The organism is Paenibacillus sp. OK060 (assembly GCF_900101205.1).
Classification (GTDB): domain Bacteria; phylum Bacillota; class Bacilli; order Paenibacillales; family Paenibacillaceae; genus Paenibacillus; species Paenibacillus marchantiae.
Genome location: NZ_FNFR01000007.1, coordinates 367,836 through 388,501 on the forward strand (window position 1 = coordinate 367,836; position 20,666 = coordinate 388,501).

Genomic DNA, 20,666 nt, shown 5'->3' on the forward strand with positions numbered 1-20,666 from the left:
ATAATGAATATTGGCTTAACCGGCGGGATCGCGACAGGCAAAAGCAGCGTGTCCGCCTTTCTCGCCAGTAAGGGAGCGTTGCTCATTGATGCAGATGTTATTGCCCGGGAAGTAATGCTGCCCGGGCATCCCGTTTTGGCTGCGGCTGTTCAGCGGTTCGGACAAGCCATATTGAATGAGGACGGAACACTGGATCGGAAAAAGCTTGGAAGTATTGTTTTTCAGAATCCAGAAGAACGTAAGGCACTTGAGGCTATTACACATCCAGCGATCCGCAAGGAGATGCGCGAGCGCGCTGCTCTGTACGAGCTTGAACATCCGGACAAGCTGGTCGTATCGGATATTCCGTTATTGTACGAGTCAGGGCTGGAGGATGGCTTCGAAGAGGTGATGGTTGTTTACGTTCCGAGGTCAGTGCAGCTAGAACGACTGATGAGCCGGGATGGAATGACGGCAGAACAGGCAGATGCCCGTATAGACGTGCAGATGGATATTGAAGATAAGAAGCAGCGTGCTGACGTGCTTATCGATAACAGCGGCTTGTGGTCAGAGACGGAGCAGCAACTGATTTCATTTTTGCATCGTAAGGGCCTAATATGAGATTGCTGCGTAAGAAACGGGTACTGTTGTTGATGTTTGTGTCTTTTGTATTGGTGCTGTTCCTGAATACCAATTGGATGTCATGGTTCTATCCGATTCATTATAAGGAAGAGATTCGGGCCCAGTCTCAGAGTTATGAGGTTGATCCGTTTCTCATCGCTTCCATCATCAAGGTGGAGACCAATTTTAAGACAAGCAAGGAATCCAAGAGAGGTGCCATCGGATTAATGCAGCTGATGCCTGACACCGCGAACTGGATTATGGAGCAAGCCAAAATTCCGGGAACCTCATTGGAAGAATTGAAGCACGAGCCTGAAAGGAATATCCAGCTGGGCACCTGGTATCTACGTAATCTGTCAGATCAATTTGACGGGAATGAAGCGGCTATGATTGCTGCTTACAATGCAGGTCCAGGTAAAGTGAACTCATGGTTAAGGGATGGCGTATGGGACGGTTCATTCGAGACGGTCAAAGATATTCCGTTTGGTGAAACCCGGCACTATGTACAACGCGTCATTTATTATTATAATCAATATGTAAAGATCTATAATACGTTCTAAGTTAAGACACTTTGGATTCATGCTCTAAAATAAGTAGAAGCACCGAGCAGGCCGGTTGTTCACCGGCCGCTCCATGCTCCTCTGTGTACCGTATTACGATGCAGATATTATTGGTATTGACCTGCCAATTGCTGTTCTGCAATTGTTACCAGACGCTTCGTGATGTATCCACCGATCGAACCGTTCTCGTAAGAAGTCATGTTACCTTGGTATCCGTCTTGTGGGATGCTGATTCCGAGTTCTTGAGCAACTTCATATTTCAGTTGTTCGAGAGCTGCGGAAGCTTTAGTTACCACCAGGTTGTTGGAGTTACCATTGCTTTGTGCCATTGCTGTTCACCTCCTCGCGGTTGGTAAAAGTATTATGTGTCGGCAATACGATTTTCATAACTAAATGCATGCAGGCAATTTCTGGTAAAAAGTAAAACGTGGGAAGTGATCTGATTTGAAATGTCCTTATTGCGCCTACCTGGGCACAAAGGTGCTTGATTCAAGGCCGGCCAATGAATCGAAATCGATTCGTCGTCGTCGTGAGTGTGAGCAATGTAGCCGTCGATTTACAACTTTTGAAATGGTGGAAGAAACACCGCTGATCGTCATCAAGAAAGATGGCAGTCGTGAGGAATTTAGCCGGGACAAGATTCTCCGTGGCCTGATTCGGGCTTGTGAGAAACGTCCGGTCTCTGTGGAGACACTGGAAATGATGGTATCTGAGGCAGAGAAGTCTCTGCGAAATACAGCCGATGCAGAAGTAGAGAGCCGTCAGATTGGCGAACTGCTGATGGAACAGCTGTTTCCAGTGGATGAAGTAGCCTATGTGCGCTTTGCTTCGGTGTACCGTCAATTCAAAGACATCAATATGTTCATGAAAGAACTGAAATCTTTATTGTCCAAAGACAACAACGAGGATTAGTGAAACGGGTAAAAGGGGAAGAGCATTCTGGGGTTACCATCTGTGTGTTCCAGTAAAAAGGTTGTTCTTCTCCAATCACTTTAGCTTCAAGAAAAAGTTGTTGACAGCAAAAGCTGTATTTTATATGATATAGGAGTCGCCTGCGGAGCATTGCAGAGTTGGACAACTTGTTACATTCATAATTTGGGGCCTTAGCTCAGCTGGGAGAGCGCATCGCTGGCAGCGATGAGGTCAGGGGTTCGATCCCCCTAGGCTCCATACAAGAACATCATATGGACTCTTAGCTCAGTTGGTAGAGCAGTTGACTCTTAATCAATTGGTCCAGGGTTCGAGTCCCTGAGAGTCCATCAAAAAGAACGGCAGAGATGCCGTTCTTTTTTTATTAGGAGACAACTTGATTGCTTTTATACAGTCACAGAGTCTTTAAGTGGCAAAATGCTTAACTATATGACGAAATTGTCGTGCTGCGCCACGGGAAGAAAAACAAATTCCTGACCCGACTTGAATAGAAAAACAAAAACCAGGGTGCTGTAAATTAGCAGCCTGGTTTTTTTGGTAGATTTGAATTACGCACAAGTCTCGACTAGGCTGCATTTTACTTCTTCGCGGCGTTTGCGCAAGTAGGAAATACGGAAGAAGGTAGCAGCAGTTACAGCAGCCAGAATGACGCTCGTTGCGCCGATCCAACTGATGTAGCTCAGTGATGCCTGCTCGACGACAACACCGCCAAGACCAGCACCAGCGGCCATGCCAAGATGCAACACGGAGGTATTCATACTAAGCATAATGCCCGATGCCTCTGGAGCAAGTGACAATAAATAAAACTGCTGGGTTGGGCTCGAAGACCAAACGGTGAAAGACCAAAACATCAGAAGTGGGAATACGATCAACGGCGATTGTCCATCTAGTGAGAGCAGAACTAGAGCAATGGTATTAAACAGCATTCCGATGACTAATGTGCGGGGAGCTCCCCATCTATCGGTGCTGTAACCGCCGAATTTAGAACCAAACAAGCTAGCGATACCGAAAGAGAAGAGTGCGATGCTTACGCTTTGCTCGCTTAATTTGGTTATGGTCAGCAAGTAGGGCGAAATATAGGTGTAAACAACAGAGTATCCACCAATCCACATGAAGGCGACAGCCAACGCGATCGCAATTTCAGGTTTCTTCAACAGTGCAAACTGTTTGCGAATCGGAACAGGCGCCTCGCCATTGGATTGGGGAATAGCAATAAGGATTAAGAACATGGCAAGCAAACCTAGTAGACCGATAACGCCGAAAATGAGCTTCCAATCATAAACCGAAGCGGCGACTCTTCCAAGTGGAACTCCGATAATTAAGGAGGCACTGAAGCCCATTATAAGTGTTGCAATCGCACTTCCTTGTTTGCCAGGTGCAGCGAGCTTGGCAGCAACCGTCAATGAGGTAACAAGAAACACGCCGGTACTAATCGCGAGAACAACACGTGATACGAGCAAGAATGTAAAGCCTGGTAACGCGATGGCAATCAGGTTGCCTACTGCAAATACACCAAGCGCATAAAGGAGAAGTTTACGTCTCTCCATACGTCCAGTGACGGCTATGACGATCGGTGTGCCGAAGGCATAGGCCAGCGAAAAAACGGTAATCAGCTGACCTGCGACCGATACGGAGACACCTACATCTACAGCTACCTTATCCAAAATCCCTGCAATAATATATTCGGATGTCCCAACTAGAAAGCTGATAATAGCCAATATATAAATTTTCAATGCGTTCGACATACGGGTAAAGCTCCTCTCTATACTTCAATGTTTTATATTTCTAGATCTATAGAAATAATGTTTAAAAAAAATTTACTCCAGCAAATAAGGCGCATATTTCTGTGCCATTTCGCGGTTTACGCTGTAGTAGATATACGTTCCTTCCTTACGGAGGTTCAACAGTCCACAGTCTGTCAATTGCTTCAAGTGATGGGAAAGCGTTGAGCTGGCTACCGATTCCAGCTTAGACTCGATATCCGAGCAACACAAAGTTGTCTCCTCCGTAAGGAGTAAGGCAATTTTGATTCTCGTGGGTTCTCCGAGCGCTTTGTACACTTTAATAGCTTGACGCACATTCGCATTTTCTTCTACCATCGTAAATTCACCTTTTTTCTAACTATAGTTATTTCTATATCCGTAAAAATAATGTAGCACACCTTTTTTTGAATGTAAACAGAGAATAAGACTGTGTAGTTTATTTTAACAGATGAGTCGCTTGGGCTTTCCGTCAAAATAGCTACCATCTTACCAGGCTCTCATGCCGGGAACACCTGAAATCAGGTGTTCCCGGCTTCTTGCGTTCGCAGCCTGAATCGGCTCTCCCCGCAACATGATTGAGCTTCGAGTTAAAAAAGGATAGGATGGAATCTTTTATTTAAGACCATTATGTAAAAGTAACTTGCGTTGCAGAATGCGGTTGAAATTTGTGCCCATAATTATGGCGACAATCGTATAAGCTATTTATAATCGGAATGCTAGTATTCTGAAGGAAGCCTTAATGTTAAAATAGTCATGCAGAGCCGTTTATCAGGCATCATCCCATCATCAGTAAGTGGACTGAGTGACCCCAGAACGGAACGATTATTTTAGTTTTCCGCTAACAGTCATAACAGTCACGGAGGATAAGAAAATGAACAACTCGGAATGGGCAGAGTCCTATTTTCCAATATATACAGCAGACAGCATTCAATCATTGTATAGTACGTCAACCATGCCGATACATAGGATCCATGAGAACCTAACCGTTCTGTTGGCCGTTTCAAGTGGTAAGGGTTCACTTCATCTCGACGATCACATATACGAACTCACCGATGGCATGGTAATCCTTATTCCGGCGCAGAGTGATGTCGTTATACAGGGGAATCAGATGCATCCACTTCATATATACACCCTCTCCATTCGCACGCAAGAACAGAAGAGATCACTGCCAATGATAGCCATGGGACGGTCCAGTGTGCTCGCAACAGAAACTCTTATTGAGTTCTATGAACCTGCGATTGCAGCACAGCTTGAGGAGCTCTATATGTATCGTTTACCTGGCAATGAAGTCAGGCATATGCGTAACCAGATTCTGTTTCATCAAGTACTGATGAGTCTGTTGGAACGAATGGAAGCAAAATATATTGCGAGTGAGCAACCATCTATGGAACGCAGCATCACATTTATGGAAAACCATGTTAGTGAGAAGATAACAACCGAAGGACTTTCCGAAATTGCGGGAGTCAGTCGCTCTCACTACTCCATCCTATTTAAGCAGCTTACTGGATTTTCACCCAATGAGTATCTCTCACGCTTGCGTGTTCACCGTGCCAAAGAGTTATTAATTGGCGGGTCCGCTTCACTTCGTGAGATCGCGCTGAAGGTCGGATATAAGGATGAATTCTATCTTAGTCGTCGCTTCAAGCAGCAGACAGGAGAGAGTCCTTCAGGTTACACACGTCGCAGACCTTCTCAACGAGTGGCTGTGTGGTGTGCACCTTATGCAAGCCATCTAATGTTACTTGGATTGGAACCAGCGGTCGTCATCTCGGAAAGCAGCGAATATGTAAGCACAGAGGGAGTTAGCCCACCTCAAACGATACGTTTTATCCATTCTGACAGTTCACCTGAACAAATAAAGTCCGCATTGCTAGATGCTAATATTGAGCTCATCATTGCAGCAAATCAGCATCTACATATGAACGGATTAAGTTCTGAACGTCTGAGATCCATCGCTCCTATTGTTGAAATTGCTTGGATGGAGCTTGGTTGGAAAGAACATCTGCGGTTTATCGCACAGGCCATTCAAAGGGGGGAGAAGGCAGAACAATGGCTGGCAGACTTTGAAAGGGAAGAACAGCAGGCACGGGAAGCCATTCAGACGAGCCAGATTGTGAATGAGACGCTGACCATTCTCGTCATAAAACCAGATACTTTACAAATATATGGAATCAGAAATGTCGGATATGTGATGTATCAATCACTCGGATTACGTCCTCCGGCCAAGATTGCCCAGGAAATACAGAGGTTTGGCGACCAATTTCATTCGGTCTCTATCCAACTGTCGGAACTTCAGGATTACGAGGGCACTCGTATGCTCGTCATTGTTTTTCCAGATGAAAAAGGGTCCAAGGCTCATTCAGAAGGTATATTTAACTCGGAATACTGGAAAGGGCTTGAGGCAGTGAAGCGAAATCGGATCTATCATCTGGAGCAGGAAGAGTGGATACCCTACAACCCGGTTTCCATTCGTTTGCAGCTCGGACGGGCTGTATCCTTATGGACTGGCATCCAATAATCCAAAGGTTTTCTCAAACAAAAAGGCATGGTTAGGTTCATCCTGCATGCCTATAATTAGCTATTGTAATGAGAATGATTTTCATATTCAAAGAGAAAAGGGAGAGAGTCATCTAATGAGAAAGCTTTTTGTTCCATTTATATTAGTTCTGGTCTTATTGCTTAGCGCTTGTGGAAGCAACTCAGCCAAAGATACAACGGAGAATGCAACTACATCCAACGAATCCACTTCTTCGAACACGGATTCAACAGGTTCTTCATCCGAGTCAGATTCGGGTACGTTCACATATCAATCGGAGACAGGTCCTGTGGAAGTTCCTTCCCACCCGCAACGTGTGGTTGTGCTGACCCGATTCCTGACAGGAAACGTGATGGCACTGGATGTGCCGCTGGTTGGTGTGGATGAAATGTCCAAGGAGAACCCGAATTTCAAAGATAAACTTGCGAATACTGAGGCGGTTACCGACGAAAGTCTGGAGAAAATTATTGAATTGAACCCAGATCTGATTATCGGCCTGTCTGATATCAAGAACATCGATAAGCTGAAGCAAATTGCTCCAACAGTCACCTATACATATGGTAAGGTGGACTTCCTCAAGCAACAACTGGAGATCGGAAAGCTTGTGAACAAAGAAAAAGAAGCACAGGCCTGGGTTGACGATTTTGACGCTCGAAGCAAAAAAGTAGGGGAAGAAATCAAAGCCAAAATTGGCGACAATGCGACTGTATCCGTTATTGAAACGTTCAATAAACAACTTTATGTGTATGGCGAAAATTTCGGACGTGGAACGGAAATACTCTATAATCAATTCGGTTTAGGTATGCCAGTTAAGGTCAAGGAAGCTACTAAGAAAGACGGATTCTTTGCTGTATCGAACGAAGTATTGAAAGACTACATGGGAGACTATGTAATATTCAGTAAAAATGCCGATGAGGACAATTCGTTCCAAAATACCGAAACATACAAAAATATTGATGCGGTGAAAAATAATCGAGTATTTGAAGCCGATGCCAAGGCATTCTACTTCAATGATCCACTCAGCATGGAATACCAGCTGGAATTCTTTATCGAACATTTTCTTGGCAAGTAAAACTTGAACGCGATGAAAAATAAACGACTTCCTTTTCGGTTTGCAACCAAGCTGCTGGGTAGTGTACTCGTACTTATCGTGTGTTTCATCATCGCCATGATGTTTGGCGCAGAAGAAACGACATTCCGCAATCTATGGCTGACCCTGACCTCTGCGACGAAGAACGATAATATTCTTATTCTGCGAGAGATCAGACTCCCACGGGAACTCGCTGCCATGCTGATCGGAGCGGCTCTCGCCGTCTCCGGAGGCATCATGCAGGGAATTACTCGCAATCCGCTGGCTGATCCTGGACTGCTCGGTTTGACTTCAGGTGCCAATATGGCACTCGCCCTGGCTTTTGTTTTCATGCCATCACTCGGATATTTTGGAATTATGGTCGCTTGTTTTGTTGGTGCTGCACTTGGAGCAGCATTGGTTATTGTGCTCGGCTCGATGCGGAGGGGGAGCTTATCCCCTATTCGGGTAGTGCTTGCCGGGGCAGCTGTATCCGCTTTTATGTATGCCATCTCGGATGGCATCAGTATCTTTTTCAAAATTTCCAAGGATGTATCCATGTGGACTTCGGGAGGACTCATCGGAACGACATGGGGCCAGATTCAAGCTATTGCGCCTGTCATACTGATTGGTTTAGCTGTAGTTCCGTTTCTTTCCAACCAGATCAACATTCTTAGCCTGAGCGATGAGGTGGCGACTGGACTGGGGCAGAAGCTTGTACTCGTCAAAACTGTTCTGTTCCTGCTGGTCATCGTGCTTACCGGAGCGTCGGTTGCATTGATGGGAAATATGGCCTTTGTCGGCTTAATGATCCCGCACATTGTCCGTAAATTGGTGGGCACGGATTATCGGTATATTATACCCGTATCCATTTTTGCCGGAGCATCGTTTATGCTGCTTGCCGAAACACTGGGTCGAACGATAAATGCACCTTACGAAACACCTGTGGTCGCCATTGCTTCCATGCTTGGTTTACCTTTCTTCCTGTTCGTTGTGCGTAGAGGGGGCAAAGCGTTCTCATGACAATGTCTGCGCGAATTCGCAAGCAACGACTGATTCTGCTCGTGTGTTTGCTGCTGATCCTCATCACGGCTGTGGTAGGTATGAGCTGGGGGTATTCCTCGTTGTCTTTCAAAAGGGTAATTCCGGTGTTATTTGGCCAAGGTACATTTAAAGAAGACTTTGTTCTGTTTTCGGTCCGATTACCTCGAATTTTTATTACATTACTAGCTGGTATGGCGCTTGCGCTGTCAGGCTCTATTTTGCAGAGCATTACACGTAATGACTTGGCCGATCCAGGCATCATTGGAATCAATTCAGGTGCAGGTGTTGCCGTTGCCATCTTCTTTCTGTATTTCCCGATTGAAGTGGGCACGTTCGTTTATATGTTACCGTTAGCTGCTTTTATTGGTGCATTACTGACAGCCGCGCTCATCTATATGTTCTCCTATAGCCGGACCAAGGGACTTGATCCCATAAAAATGGTGTTGGTCGGGGTTGGATTCTCGATGGCGCTGTCAGGCATCATGATTGTCATCATATCTTCGGCGGAGCGATCCAAGGTCGACTTTATTGCCAAGTGGATCTCCGGAAACATATGGGGGGCAGACTGGCCATTCATATGGGCTTTGCTGCCTTGGCTGATTGTGTTAATCCCGCTTACTTTGTTCAGAACCAGACGGCTTGATCTCATGGGATTGAACGAAGAAACGGCAATCGGAGTGGGGTTGAAGCTGGAGCGGGAACGCTTGGTACTCATGGTGATTGCTGTTGCAGCTGCCGCATCTGCTGTATCGGTTACGGGAGGAATCGCGTTTATCGGTTTGATGGCTCCACACATTGCCAAAGCGCTGGTCGGTCCACGTAACTCGTTATTTATTCCTGTAGCCGTTCTGCTTGGAGGCTGGCTTCTATTAATTGCAGATACGGTTGGACGCAACCTGGTTGATCCTGATGGAATTGCAGCAGGAATTATGGTCTCCCTAATCGGTGTTCCGTATTTTGTCTATTTATTATTGAAGAAATAATCTAAAAATCTTTAGATTAATTGAACACATAGCTAATGAGGCTATCTTTTGTCGTCAAGACAAGGGATGGCCTTTGTTTGTAGTTTTGACGGGGGAAAGGTGAACTAAGCAACCCAGTATGACTTGATTCGTGTGATAAGATAAAATAGGCACAGTTTAAACCGATTCTAAAAGATAGGTGGAATTACCATGACAGATATGGATCAATTAGCTTCAATATTTGCAGATAATTCTTTTAAAATAGATGGAATCAATCGATTGGTTTTACAGCCCAAAAGTATATTGCGTGATTTCAGAACATTAAATCATGGATTTCTTTTTGTGGTACGGGGAGAAGCCAGTATGTCAGTAGATGGAACGATATACGAATTACAGCCCGGGTCCGTTTTTCATGCAGCACCAGGCATGCAGTTGGACTCACAAGTGAATGGTCATTCAGAGTATGAATATTATTTAGTATTTTATAGTTTTGACCTATTGGAAAAGGGCGACAGCATTCAGGAATGCGACTCTCATTTCAAATTGGACTCCGGGGCCAATCCAAGGGTTGTTGAATTACTGGTTATGCTGCAGGAACAATTACACGCGCAAGGGGGAATTGGCAAACTTCGAGTCAAAGAATTATTTTTGAGCATCATGGTTCAGGTTTTTACAGGCTGCAGTCAACGGGAAAATGGAACTTCGCCGAGTGAAAAGGTGATTGAGCAAGCCATCTCTTATATACATGGACATTACATGAATCTGCTGACACTGGATGAGCTAGCAGAGTTACATGGCATGAGTTCAAAGCGTTTCTCCTACTTTTTTCACAAATACACGGGATTCCGCCCAATTGACTATGTGATCCATTATCGCATGGAGAGGGCAGGGGAGCTGCTGAAATCAGGTAGTTATTTGATTCGCGATGTTGCGATCAGTGTTGGTTATACCAATCCGCTCTATTTCAGTCGAATTTTTAAAAGTAAATTTGGTGTTTCTCCTTCGGAATACACGCATCTTAATTAAGCCTCCATTAGACAATAGTACATCCCAAATTGGTGATTTGTGCATTCGCATTTTCAATGATCCTTGCTATAGTATTAAATGATAATGAGAATCATTATTATAAAGGTTTGGAAGGCTGACTGAGATGAATACAATAAAAGCTATTTATTCTCTCTCGATGCGTCCTCGGCCGTTCTAACCATGCAGGAATAAATGGAAGAAGAATGTTGGACAAACCAATTCGGAAATGGGGTATTCAAGATGAAAGATCATGAATTGTTTGATGTAACGATTATTGGTGGTGGGCCTGCCGGATTATTTTCAGCTTTTTATAGCGGTTTGCGTGAAATGAAAACCAAAATCATTGAATTCCAGCCCTATCTTGGCGGGAAGGTACATGTGTATCCTGAGAAAATGATCTGGGATATAGGGGGCTTACAACCCGTTCCGGGCGCACAACTAATCGAACAAATGGTCAATCAGGGGCTGACTTTCCAGCCAGAGGTTGTTCTTGGAGAAAAGGTCACGTCCATATCCAAGGATGAGCAAGGACACTTCGTACTGCACACCGCTTCTGAGGAAAAACATTACTCCAAAACTGTGATTTTAGCTATTGGTGGAGGAATTCTGAAGCCGATTAAACTGGAAATTGAAGGTGCAGAACGTTTCGAGGTAACGAACTTACATTATACAGTCAAATCGCTGTCCCGTTTCAAGGACAAAACGGTTCTGATCTCGGGTGGCGGTAATGCGGCGATTGATTGGGCAAACGAGCTTGCCCTTATTGCCAAACAAGTCTATTTAACATATCGGAAAGATACGCTGAAAGGCCATGAAGCTGAAATATCACGTCTTGAGAACAGTTCAGTCGAATGCTTGCTCAATACAACGATTGAGAAGCTGGTCGCTACAGTCGATCATCAACAGATTGAGACGGTTGTGCTGAAACGTAATGAGGACGGAGCTTCATTGGAGCTGGCCGTGGATGAGGTCATCATTAACTACGGTTATGAGAGGGACAAGGAATTGCTTGTGAACAGTCATATTAAGATTGATATGAAGGATCATTGGATCGCAGGCACACCAGTCAGCGAAACATCCGTACCGGGCATTTTTGCTGCGGGAGATATTTTGCATCATGAAGGGAAGCTTCATTTGATCGCAGGAGCGTTCCAGGACGCAGCCAATGCGGTGAACAAAGCCAAACTGTACGTGGCACCCGAAGCCAATACACATGGAATGGTTTCCTCGCACAATGACTTGTTCACGCAGAAAAACCGTGAGCTGATGAAGCATCTATATACCAAATAAAATACAACAAACTAAAATGGTCATCATAAAAAAATTCGTTCAATATCAAAAAAGCCGCTCACCCGTCAGCATGACGAGGAGCGGTTTCTTTTTCACAAGCCGACGATCTCGTCGGTCTGCTTAATTAATTAATGTAATGCTCATGTTTTAGTGTTTAACCGCTTCTCCAGCGAATACTTCAACGTTCATTGGAGCGGCCATGAATGCTGCTGCTTGTTGAACGAAAGTCTGGAAATGGGCGCTTGCATTATGGGAAGCTGTAGCGGCTTCGTCTTTCCACAGCTCAATCATCGTGTAGTGATGTTCGCGTTCAGTACTTTTGGCGAGATCATAGCTGATGTTGCCTTCTTCATTACGTGTTGCAGGGATCAGCACTTTTGTAGCTTCCAAAAAAGCTTGTTCCTGGTCTGGTTTAACTTGCAAGTGAGCGTGAATGATAATCATAATATTCAACCTCCATTAGTGTATTTAGAATGTTGTTATTGTTTGAAATGTAAATGGTGCTGGAGCACATAAAAACATTGACTGATATTATGCCCAAGTCGTAATTGTCTCAACAGGCAGACGGTAGGAAGGGTGACCTTCTTTGGCCGATTTACCGATCGAGATCAGCATAACGGGTTGGTAACGATCTTTATCCATACCGAATGCTTCAGCAATTTGATCTTTCTCATAACCACCGATTGGGTTGGTATCATACCCATGAGCACGTGCAGCGAGCATCAATTGCATGGAAGCCAGACCCGCGTCAATCAGATTGACATCGCGAAGAGCGGAAGCGGGCATATTTTCATAATAAGGCATTACAGTTTTGAGTTGCATTTCCTTGACTTCCTGTGGCATATAACCGAGCTCGACAGCTTTACCAAAAATTTCGTCCATGTACTCGACATTGTTCATATCAATAAATACACCAACAACTGCCGCGGAAGTCAAAACCTGATTTTGGTTGAATTTCGCGAGAGGAGCAAGCTTTTCTTTGCCTTCAGCCGTATCTACAACGAGAAAACGCCAAGGCTGCAAATTGATGGAAGATGGAGCGCGAGAAGCTTCTGACAGAATTTCTGTCATTTCTTCACGGCTGATTTTGACTTCAGGATCATATAGTTTTACAGACCGGCGGCCGTAAGTAATTTCATTAAAATCATTTGTCTTTTGAAAAGTGCTTTGGAATGTACTCATGTATGGTTCTCTCCTCTATATATGGGTTTAGAAATTGTTTTGCATTCGTTCCAGGAAATCAGCAAGCAGATGAACTTCTTCTTCACTAAAATCCTGTAGAATCTGATTGATAAAATTGGTTTTCTCAACTTTATAACCTTCGATTTGCTTCCGTCCTTCATCCGTAAGGCGGACAAAGGTAACGCGGTTGTCTTCCGGATTTTTACGTCTGGTGACCATCGAATCGGCTTCAAGCTGCTTCAGATGGCGAGTGATCGCCGCACTATCGATATTAATGATTTTTTGCAACATGGACTGATTAATCTCGTCCACCTGGTCCAACTCATGCAAAATCTCAAAGCGTGATGAGCTGATGCCCGTACAGCGTTCGAACTTGGGGCTGATCTTGTTACCCAGCCCGTTGAGCAGATTGATGATCTGCTCCTCCTTGGAAAACACACGTGTCATGACTAGACCTCCCGGGTGAATCTCGACCATGAACAACGGCTTATGTGAACAGAATACATAAAGTTGCCATTATAAAGTGCCATTGCTTAGTCAGTAATATCTACTAAGTTAATCTTTGACGTATCAATATTTGATGCATCAATCATTGATGGCTCAATTAATATATCATGGGTGTTTTGATTTTGCAACAGGGTAGTCATGAGAAGATAAATCCATCTATTCCAAAGCGATATTCTTCTTGGTTCCGTAGGTGTAGGTTATCCATTCAAGTAACTTTATATCGATTTATATTGTGGTTGAGAATAATTATAAACTGTAATGAGGCGATATACATACGGATGAAATTGACGTCACAGAAATGTTTAAACAATAGAGAGCTTCTAAGCTGTGCTTAGATTGCAGGGATGAGTCTCTTTGCAATGCATTAGACTTTCCTATATACTTCAAGCTATTGATCAATTAATTACTATGTAATGGAGGTGTGATAACATGGCTAAAAATGCAGCGGTATCGGTTAATCGACGTAGTGATATCATATCCGCAGCGATTGAGGTGTTTGCTGAAATTGGCTATTTTCGGGCGACCACAGCTCAGGTAGCAGAAAGAGCAAATATTTCGCAACCGTATATCTTTCGTTTTTTTAAAAGCAAAGAAGCTTTGCTGTTAACAGCACTTGAGGTATCCTGGACGCGAGTGATTGATTCATTCCGAGCGGTGGTGGAGACAGCTACTCCAGATCAGTTGGAGAACGAGTTAACAGAAGCCTATGAAGAGATTCTTAAATCTCACAAGAACGAAATTTTGCTGCAAATGCAGGCGCAGACGGTTCAGGAAGAAGTCATCCGTCAAGCAATGCAAAAAGGATTCGCAGAGGTGCGAGATATGGTATTGGAAGCTTTTACAGCGGCAGGCAGTGCCAATCCAAAGCAAAGAACGTTGATATTCTTGGCAATCGGCATGTTATGTAATATATCAACCGCACTGGATATGCCAGAGCTTATGGATAGATAGAAAGGGAAGAGTCCCTTTTTTCATTTTAGTTATTGATCAATCACTAAATATACGTTATATTGTGTTGAAGTAAGTAATTGATCAATAACTAATTGAGAGAAAGAGGTTGAGATGTAATGAAAAGAGCAATCGTGGTTGGGGCAACAGGTGGAACGGGATCAGCGATTACAGAGGAATTGATTAAACGTGGTATTTCTACAATCATTTTTGGTCGCTCACGTCAAAAACTGGAGCAACTTGCGGTAAAACTGGGTTCGCCTGATCATCTACAGATCGCTGTTGGAGATGCATTCCGATTCGATGATATTATAGCTGCTTCACTAGAAGCCGATGTAATGTTTCATTGCGCGAATGTACCTTATAACGAAATGGAGAGCAAGCTGATTCCTCTGGGTGAATCCGTTATGGAGGCGGCAGAACAATTGGGCCTAAAGGTGGTCGTCATTGACGGGATTTATCCGTATGGCAGAAGACAAATGAAAGAAGTGACTGAAGAACATCCAAAGCAGCCGCATACTCGAAAAGGAAAGACTCGGCTTGCCTTTGAGCAGATGTTATTTAGCAGCAAATGGCGCAAAGCGCAAGTGATGATTGTTCGCTTGCCTGATTATTATGGTCCTACTGCCAATCAGGCTTCTTACCTGGGGTCTACGCTTGAAGCAATAGCGGAAGGGAAAATGACTTTTTTTATCGGAACTATGAAAATGCCACGAGAATATATCTATTTGCCAGATGCAGCGGTCATGGTTGTGGAGTTGGCGAGCAGAGATGATGCCTATCGGCAGAACTGGAATATCCCTGGTGCTGGGATAATATCTGGTAAGGAAATCGTACGTATTGCACAACAGGCGGCGGGTAAAGCGAAACCGGTCATAGCCCTCGGCAAAACAGGGCTTTCACTGCTTGGATTGGCCGTACCGGTAATGAAAGAAATTGTTGAAATGTTATATTTGACAGAAGAACCGCTGGTGTTGAGTAAAAAGAAATACGAGGCCAAGGTTGGGCCGGTGAAGATGACTTCTTTTGAAGAAGGGATTACACAGACGATAGGTGAGCTGCAAAAGAAATAAATGTGTTATGTCGATTTGTAATTGATCAATCAATAATTAAATTGCGTTATGAATCGGTTAATGCTTACGACCTAAAGTAAAATGCTGAATGCTGATATGACTTCATTAATGGGCGGTGCACAAAACCTGTCCTAGACATAGAGTGTAGTATTGCAAAAGCGGAGAATAGATACGGTGTACAAGGAGGGGGGATTTTCTTGTGAGCTATATGTCCAAAAAGGAGCGCAAAATGTCCTCAATCAGTACAACCAAACGCAAATTAAAAAAAGCAGGCACTCGTGTTTCTATTAAAAGAAAAGTAAAATGTAAATCCAAAAAGAAGCTTGCGCTTAAAAAGAAAAGAGCTGTCAGATCCAGATGTCCTGTGTTACGTGGACCGAGGGGATATAGAGGGTTTCAAGGAAAGACAGGTGTAACCGGGGCTACGGGAATCACAGGAGCAATGGGAATAGTAGGTAGGATGGGGAATACGGGAGCTACTGGCTCGATAGGAATAACGGGATCAACCGGAGTCCGAGGACTTACAGGTACAACTGGTGATCCGGGCGTTACAGGTAATACAGGTGTGACTGGGGCAACCGGAGCCGTGGGAGCAATGGGCATAACCGGTGTAACCGGCGCAACTGGAATGGGAACTACAGGTAGCACTGGAGTGACTGGCACGACAGGGATAACTGGGGCAACGGGCGATCCTGGTGAAACAGGAGCCACAGGAACCACAGGTTTGACGGGAGCAACTGGAGCCGTTGGAGCATTGGGCACAACAGGTGTAACTGGAACCACAGGTAGCACTGGAGTGACAGGTGTTACAGGTAATACAGGTGTGACTGGGGCTACCGGAACGATTGGAACCACAGGTATAACAGGAGCAACAGGATCCATGGGAGAGATGGGGACTACCGGTGCAACCGGAACCACAGGTGTAACGGGCTTAACTGGGGTAACAGGATCTACGGGCGTAACTGGTGTGACAGGAGTAACAGGAACGGGAACTACTGGAACTACTGGAACTACTGGTGCAACGGGATCTACGGGTATAACTGGTGCGACGGGAGCAACCGGAACTGGAACAACCGGGGACACAGGTGCAACGGGTCTTACAGGAGTAACTGGCGTGACAGGAGCAACGGGAACAGGAACGACTGGAGCTACTGGTGCAACGGGCTTAACTGGGGTTACCGGTACGACAGGATCAACCGGAACGGGAATAACCGGCGCGACGGGTTCAACTGGGGTAACTGGTGCGACAGGGGCAACCGGAACCGGAACGACTGGAGCCACAGGTGCAACGGGTCTTACTGGGGTCACCGGTACGACAGGTGCAACCGGAACTGGAACAACCGGGCTTACTGGAGCAACCGGGCTTACTGGAGTAACTGGTGCGACAGGTGCAACCGGAACGGGAACAACCGGAGCAACCGGAGCAACGGGCCTTACCGGTGTAACTGGAGCTACAGGTGCAACGGGAACCGGAACAACTGGAGCCACAGGTGCGACGGGTTCAACTGGTGTAACCGGAGTGACAGGAGCAACGGGAACAGGAACGACAGGAGCCACTGGTGCAACGGGTCTTACTGGAGTAACTGGTGTGACAGGTGCAACGGGAACCGGAACAACTGGAGCCACAGGCGCGACGGGTTTAACAGGTGTAACTGGTGTGACAGGTGTAACAGGAACCGGAGCAACTGGAGCCACCGGTGCAACGGGTCTTACTGGGGTAACAGGGGCGACCGGTGCAACGGGAACGGGAACAACAGGAGCCACAGGTGCAACGGGTCTTACTGGAGTAACAGGTGCGACAGGTGCAACAGGAACGGGAACAACTGGAGCTACCGGAGCAACGGGCTTAACTGGGGTCACCGGTACGACAGGCGCAACGGGAATAGGAACAACTGGAGCTTCTGGTGCAACAGGACTTACTGGGGTAACAGGTGTGACAGGTGCAACAGGAACGGGAGCTACAGGGGCTACTGGAGCCACCGGCTCAACTGGGGTAACTGGTGGAACAGGTGCAACAGGAACGGGAACAACTGGAGCTACCGGCGCGATAGGATCTACTGGGGTAACAGGTGTGACAGGTGCCACCGGAATAGGAACAACTGGAATCACTGGTGCAACAGGGCTTACTGGTGTGACAGGGGCAATGGGAACCGGAATAACTGGAGCCACAGGTGCAACGGGTCTTACTGGAGTAACTGGAGCCACGGGAGCGACAGGATTTACTGGCGTGACAGGGGTAACGGGAACAACAGGAACCACCGGCGCCACCGGAACAGGAGCAACTGGAGCGACAGGCGCCACCGGAACAGGAACAACGGGAGCTACAGGTGCGACGGGTTTAACAGGTGTAACTGGTGTGACAGGAGCAACGGGAACTACTGGAGCAACGGGAACTACTGGTGCAACGGGACTTACTGGTATAACAGGTGCCACGGGTTTTACTGGAGTAACTGGTGCGACAGGTGCAATCGGAACGGGAACAACCGGAGCTACCGGAGCAACGGGACTTACTGGAGTAACTGGTGTGACAGGTGCAACCGGAACAGGAACGACTGGAGCTACTGGTGCAACAGGGCTTACTGGTGTAACTGGTGCGACAGGTGCAACCGGAACAGGAACAACCGGAGCTACTGGTGCGACGGGTTCAACGGGACTTACTGGAGTAACTGGTGTGACAGGTGCAACCGGAACAGGAACAACTGGAGCTACAGGTGCAACGGGCTTAACTGGGGTGACCGGTACGACAGGAGCAACGGGAACAGGAACGACGGGAGCTACAGGTGCAACGGGTCTTACTGGGGTAACAGGTGCGATAGGAGCAACCGGAACAGGGGCTACTGGAGCCACAGGTGCAACGGGTCTTACTGGGGTAACCGGTACGACAGGAGCCACTGGAACGGGAACGACCGGCGCCACAGGTGCAACAGGGCTTACTGGGGTAACTGGTGCGACAGGAGCAACGGGACTTACTGGAGTAACTGGTGCGACAGGTGCAACAGGAACGGGAACAACAGGAGCCACAGGAGCAACGGGTTTTACTGGAGTAACAGGAGTGACAGGAGCAACGGGAACAGGAACAACTGGAGTCACTGGTGCAACAGGGCTTATTGGAGTAACTGGTGCGACAGGGGCAACCGGAACCGGAGCTACGGGAGCCACGGGTGCAACGGGTCTTACTGGAGTAACAGGAGTGACAGGAGCAACCGGAACGGGAACAACCGGAGCTACCGGAGCAACGGGACTTACTGGAGTAACTGGTGTGACAGGAGCAACCGGAACAGGAACGACTGGGGCTACTGGTGCAACAGGGCTTACTGGTGTAACTGGTGCGACAGGTGCCACCGGAACTGGAACAATTGGAGCTACTGGTGCGACGGGTTCAACTGGTATAACCGGAGCCACAGGATTTACTGGCGTGACAGGTGCAACGGGCTTAACTGGGGTCACCGGTACGACAGGATCAACCGGAACGGGAATAACCGGAGCGACCGGCGCGACGGGTTCAACTGGGGTAACTGGTGCGACAGGGGCAACCGGAACAGGAACGACAGGAGCCACTGGTGCAACGGGTCTTACTGGGGTAACAGGAACCACCGGCGCCACCGGAATAGGAACAACTGGAATCACTGGTGCAACAGGGCTTACTGGAGTAACTGGTGTTACAGGCGCAACCGGAACCGGAGCTACGGGAGCCACAGGTGCAACGGGACTTACTGGAGTAACTGGTGCGACAGGTGCCACAGGGACGGGAACAACAGGAACCACCGGCGCGACAGGATCTACTGGGGTAACAGGTGTGACAGGTGCCACCGGAATAGGAACAACCGGAGCCACGGGTGCAACGGGTCTTACTGGAGTAACTGGTGCAACAGGCGCAACCGGAACAGGAGCAACTGGAGCCACAGGTGCAACGGGTCTTACTGGGGTAACAGGAGTGACAGGAGCAACCGGAACAGGAACGACTGGGGCTACTGGTGCAACAGGGCTTACTGGAGTAACTGGTGCGACAGGTGCCACCGGAACTGGAACAACCGGAGCCACTGGGGCAACGGGGCTTACTGGAGTAACTGGAGCCACGGGAGCGACAGGATTTACTGGCGTGACAGGTGCAACGGGTTCAACTGGGGTCACCGGTACGACAGGATCAACCGGAACGGGAATAACCGGAGCGACCGGCGCGACGGGTTCAACTGGGGTAACTGGAGCGACAGGTGCTACCGGAACGGGAACAACAGGAACCACCGGCGCGACAGGATCTACTGGGGTAACAGGTGTTACAGGCGCAACCGGAACCGGAGCTACGGGAGCCACTGGTGCAACGGGGATTACTGGGGTAGCTGGTGCGACAGGTGCAACCGGAACGGGAACAACCGGAGCTACCGGAGCAACGGGACTTACTGGAGTAACTGGAGCCACGGGAGCGACAGGATTTACTGGCGTGACAGGTGCAACGGGTTCAACTGGGGTCACCGGTACGACAGGATCAACCGGAACGGGAATAACCGGAGCGACCGGCGCGACGGGTTCAACTGGGGTAACTGGAGCGACAGGTGCAACCGGAACCGGAGCTACGGGAGCCACTGGTGGAACGGGCATTACTGGGGTAACTGGTGTGACAGGTGCAACCGGAACAGGAACAACTGGAGCCACTGGTGCAACGGGCATTACTGGGGTAACTGGTGTGACAGGTGCAACGGGAACAGGAACAACCGGAGCTACCGGAGCAACTGGTCTTACCGGTGTAACTGGAGCTACAGGTGCAACGGGCTTAACTGGGGTCACCGGTACGACAGGATCAACGGGAACAACCGGAGCCACGGGAGTAACGGGTCTTACTGGAGTAACTGGTGTTACAGGCGCAACCGGAACCGGAGCTACGGGAACCACCGGCGCGACAGGATTTACTGGGGTAACAGGTGTGACAGGTGCCACCGGAATAGGAACAACAGGAGCCACAGGTGCAACGGGTCTTACTGGAGTAACAGGTGTGACAGGTGCAACAGGAACGGGAGCTACAGGGGCAACTGGAGCCACCGGCTCAACTGGGGTAACTGGTGGAACAGGTGCTACCGGAACGGGATCAACAGGAACCACCGGCGCGACAGGATCTACTGGGGTAACAGGTGTTACAGGCGCAACCGGAACCGGAGCTACGGGAGCCACTGGTGCAACGGGG

18 protein-coding genes and 2 tRNA genes are annotated in these 20,666 nt (G+C 47.4%); 14 read left to right on the top strand and 6 right to left on the bottom strand.

The genetic code is table 11. The annotated features are described in order from the left end of the window. Nucleotides 1–3: 3 nt before the first annotated feature. Both coaE and BLS14_RS25265 read left to right on the top strand, forming a co-directional pair. On the top strand, nt 4–600 hold the full coding sequence (gene coaE, locus BLS14_RS25260) for a dephospho-CoA kinase (protein WP_090954532.1): 597 nt from the start codon (nt 4–6) through the stop codon (nt 598–600). Then, on the top strand, nt 597–1,160 hold the full coding sequence (locus BLS14_RS25265; protein ID WP_063568107.1) for a lytic transglycosylase domain-containing protein: 564 nt from the start codon (nt 597–599) through the stop codon (nt 1,158–1,160). The genes coaE and BLS14_RS25265 overlap by 4 nt, the downstream gene beginning before the upstream one ends. 107 nt (nt 1,161–1,267) lie before the next feature. Here the strand turns inward: BLS14_RS25265 and BLS14_RS25270 are convergent, their stop codons facing one another. Beyond that, entirely contained in the window at nt 1,268–1,489 is a 222-nt protein-coding gene (locus tag BLS14_RS25270; RefSeq protein ID WP_053783555.1) for an alpha/beta-type small acid-soluble spore protein, read from the bottom strand. 115 nt (nt 1,490–1,604) lie between these two features. Here BLS14_RS25270 and nrdR point away from each other — a divergent pair, with 115 nt between their 5' ends. The 3 genes from nrdR to BLS14_RS25285 all read left to right on the top strand — a co-directional run bounded on the left by nrdR (nt 1,605) and on the right by BLS14_RS25285 (nt 2,419). After that, the gene (gene nrdR, locus BLS14_RS25275; RefSeq protein WP_063568108.1) at nt 1,605–2,072 is read left to right on the top strand and encodes a transcriptional regulator NrdR; all 468 of its coding nucleotides are present in this window, start codon (nt 1,605–1,607) and stop codon (nt 2,070–2,072) included. A 185-nt stretch (nt 2,073–2,257) separates the two neighbouring features. Continuing rightward, a tRNA-Ala gene (locus BLS14_RS25280) sits at nt 2,258–2,330 on the top strand. Nucleotides 2,331–2,346: 16 nt separating this feature from the next. Further along, nucleotides 2,347–2,419, top strand: a tRNA-Lys gene (locus BLS14_RS25285). Between the two features lie 219 nt (nt 2,420–2,638). Here BLS14_RS25285 and BLS14_RS25290 read toward each other — a convergent pair. After that, on the bottom strand, nt 2,639–3,835 hold the full coding sequence (locus BLS14_RS25290; protein ID WP_090954534.1) for an MFS transporter: 1,197 nt from the start codon (nt 3,833–3,835) through the stop codon (nt 2,639–2,641). 72 nt (nt 3,836–3,907) lie between these two features. After that, a complete protein-coding gene (locus BLS14_RS25295; protein ID WP_063568292.1) occupies nt 3,908–4,189 on the bottom strand; it encodes an ArsR/SmtB family transcription factor in 282 nt (93 codons plus the stop codon). A 535-nt stretch (nt 4,190–4,724) separates the two neighbouring features. On the opposite strand from BLS14_RS25295, the gene BLS14_RS25300 reads away from it, so the two are divergent. The 6 genes from BLS14_RS25300 (at nt 4,725) to BLS14_RS25325 (ending at nt 11,780) form a co-directional block, all read left to right on the top strand. After that, nucleotides 4,725–6,371, top strand: a complete 1,647-nt coding sequence (locus BLS14_RS25300; protein WP_090812082.1) for a helix-turn-helix domain-containing protein — start codon at nt 4,725–4,727, stop codon at nt 6,369–6,371. 115 nt (nt 6,372–6,486) lie between these two features. Then, on the top strand, nt 6,487–7,461 hold the full coding sequence (locus tag BLS14_RS25305) for an iron-hydroxamate ABC transporter substrate-binding protein (RefSeq protein WP_063568294.1): 975 nt from the start codon (nt 6,487–6,489) through the stop codon (nt 7,459–7,461). A 12-nt stretch (nt 7,462–7,473) separates the two neighbouring features. Beyond that, nucleotides 7,474–8,481 (top strand): FecCD family ABC transporter permease, encoded by a 1,008-nt coding sequence (locus BLS14_RS25310; RefSeq protein WP_090954536.1) that lies wholly within the window; start codon nt 7,474–7,476, stop codon nt 8,479–8,481. Beyond that, nucleotides 8,478–9,485, top strand: a complete 1,008-nt coding sequence (locus BLS14_RS25315; RefSeq protein ID WP_090954538.1) for a FecCD family ABC transporter permease — start codon at nt 8,478–8,480, stop codon at nt 9,483–9,485. Before BLS14_RS25310 ends, BLS14_RS25315 begins: the two co-directional genes overlap by 4 nt. A gap of 189 nt (nt 9,486–9,674) precedes the next feature. Continuing rightward, nucleotides 9,675–10,490: a helix-turn-helix domain-containing protein gene (locus tag BLS14_RS25320; protein ID WP_090954540.1), complete on the top strand. Its 816-nt coding sequence runs from the start codon at nt 9,675–9,677 to the stop codon at nt 10,488–10,490. 240 nt (nt 10,491–10,730) lie between these two features. Further along, nucleotides 10,731–11,780, top strand: coding sequence for an NAD(P)/FAD-dependent oxidoreductase (locus BLS14_RS25325; RefSeq protein WP_072735886.1), 1,050 nt, complete (start codon nt 10,731–10,733; stop codon nt 11,778–11,780). 147 nt (nt 11,781–11,927) lie between these two features. Here BLS14_RS25325 and BLS14_RS25330 read toward each other — a convergent pair whose 3' ends face one another. The 3 genes from BLS14_RS25330 to BLS14_RS25340 form a co-directional block, all read right to left on the bottom strand. Further along, on the bottom strand, nt 11,928–12,224 hold the full coding sequence (locus BLS14_RS25330) for a putative quinol monooxygenase (protein WP_063568297.1): 297 nt from the start codon (nt 12,222–12,224) through the stop codon (nt 11,928–11,930). 87 nt (nt 12,225–12,311) lie between these two features. Next, entirely contained in the window at nt 12,312–12,962 is a 651-nt protein-coding gene (locus BLS14_RS25335) for a nitroreductase family protein (RefSeq protein ID WP_063568298.1), read from the bottom strand. 27 nt (nt 12,963–12,989) lie between these two features. Further along, complete coding sequence (locus BLS14_RS25340) at nt 12,990–13,409, bottom strand: MarR family winged helix-turn-helix transcriptional regulator (protein WP_063568299.1); 420 nt, start codon at nt 13,407–13,409, stop codon at nt 12,990–12,992. A gap of 489 nt (nt 13,410–13,898) precedes the next feature. On the opposite strand from BLS14_RS25340, the gene BLS14_RS25345 reads away from it, so the two are divergent. The 3 genes from BLS14_RS25345 to BLS14_RS33315 form a co-directional block, all read left to right on the top strand. Beyond that, complete coding sequence (locus BLS14_RS25345; RefSeq protein WP_063568300.1) at nt 13,899–14,420, top strand: TetR/AcrR family transcriptional regulator; 522 nt, start codon at nt 13,899–13,901, stop codon at nt 14,418–14,420. A 116-nt stretch (nt 14,421–14,536) separates the two neighbouring features. Then, nucleotides 14,537–15,490, top strand: coding sequence for an NAD-dependent epimerase/dehydratase family protein (locus BLS14_RS25350; protein ID WP_090954542.1), 954 nt, complete (start codon nt 14,537–14,539; stop codon nt 15,488–15,490). 208 nt (nt 15,491–15,698) lie between these two features. Then, a partial coding sequence (locus BLS14_RS33315) for a hypothetical protein (protein WP_090954566.1) occupies nt 15,699–20,666 on the top strand: 4,968 nt, incomplete at its 3' end.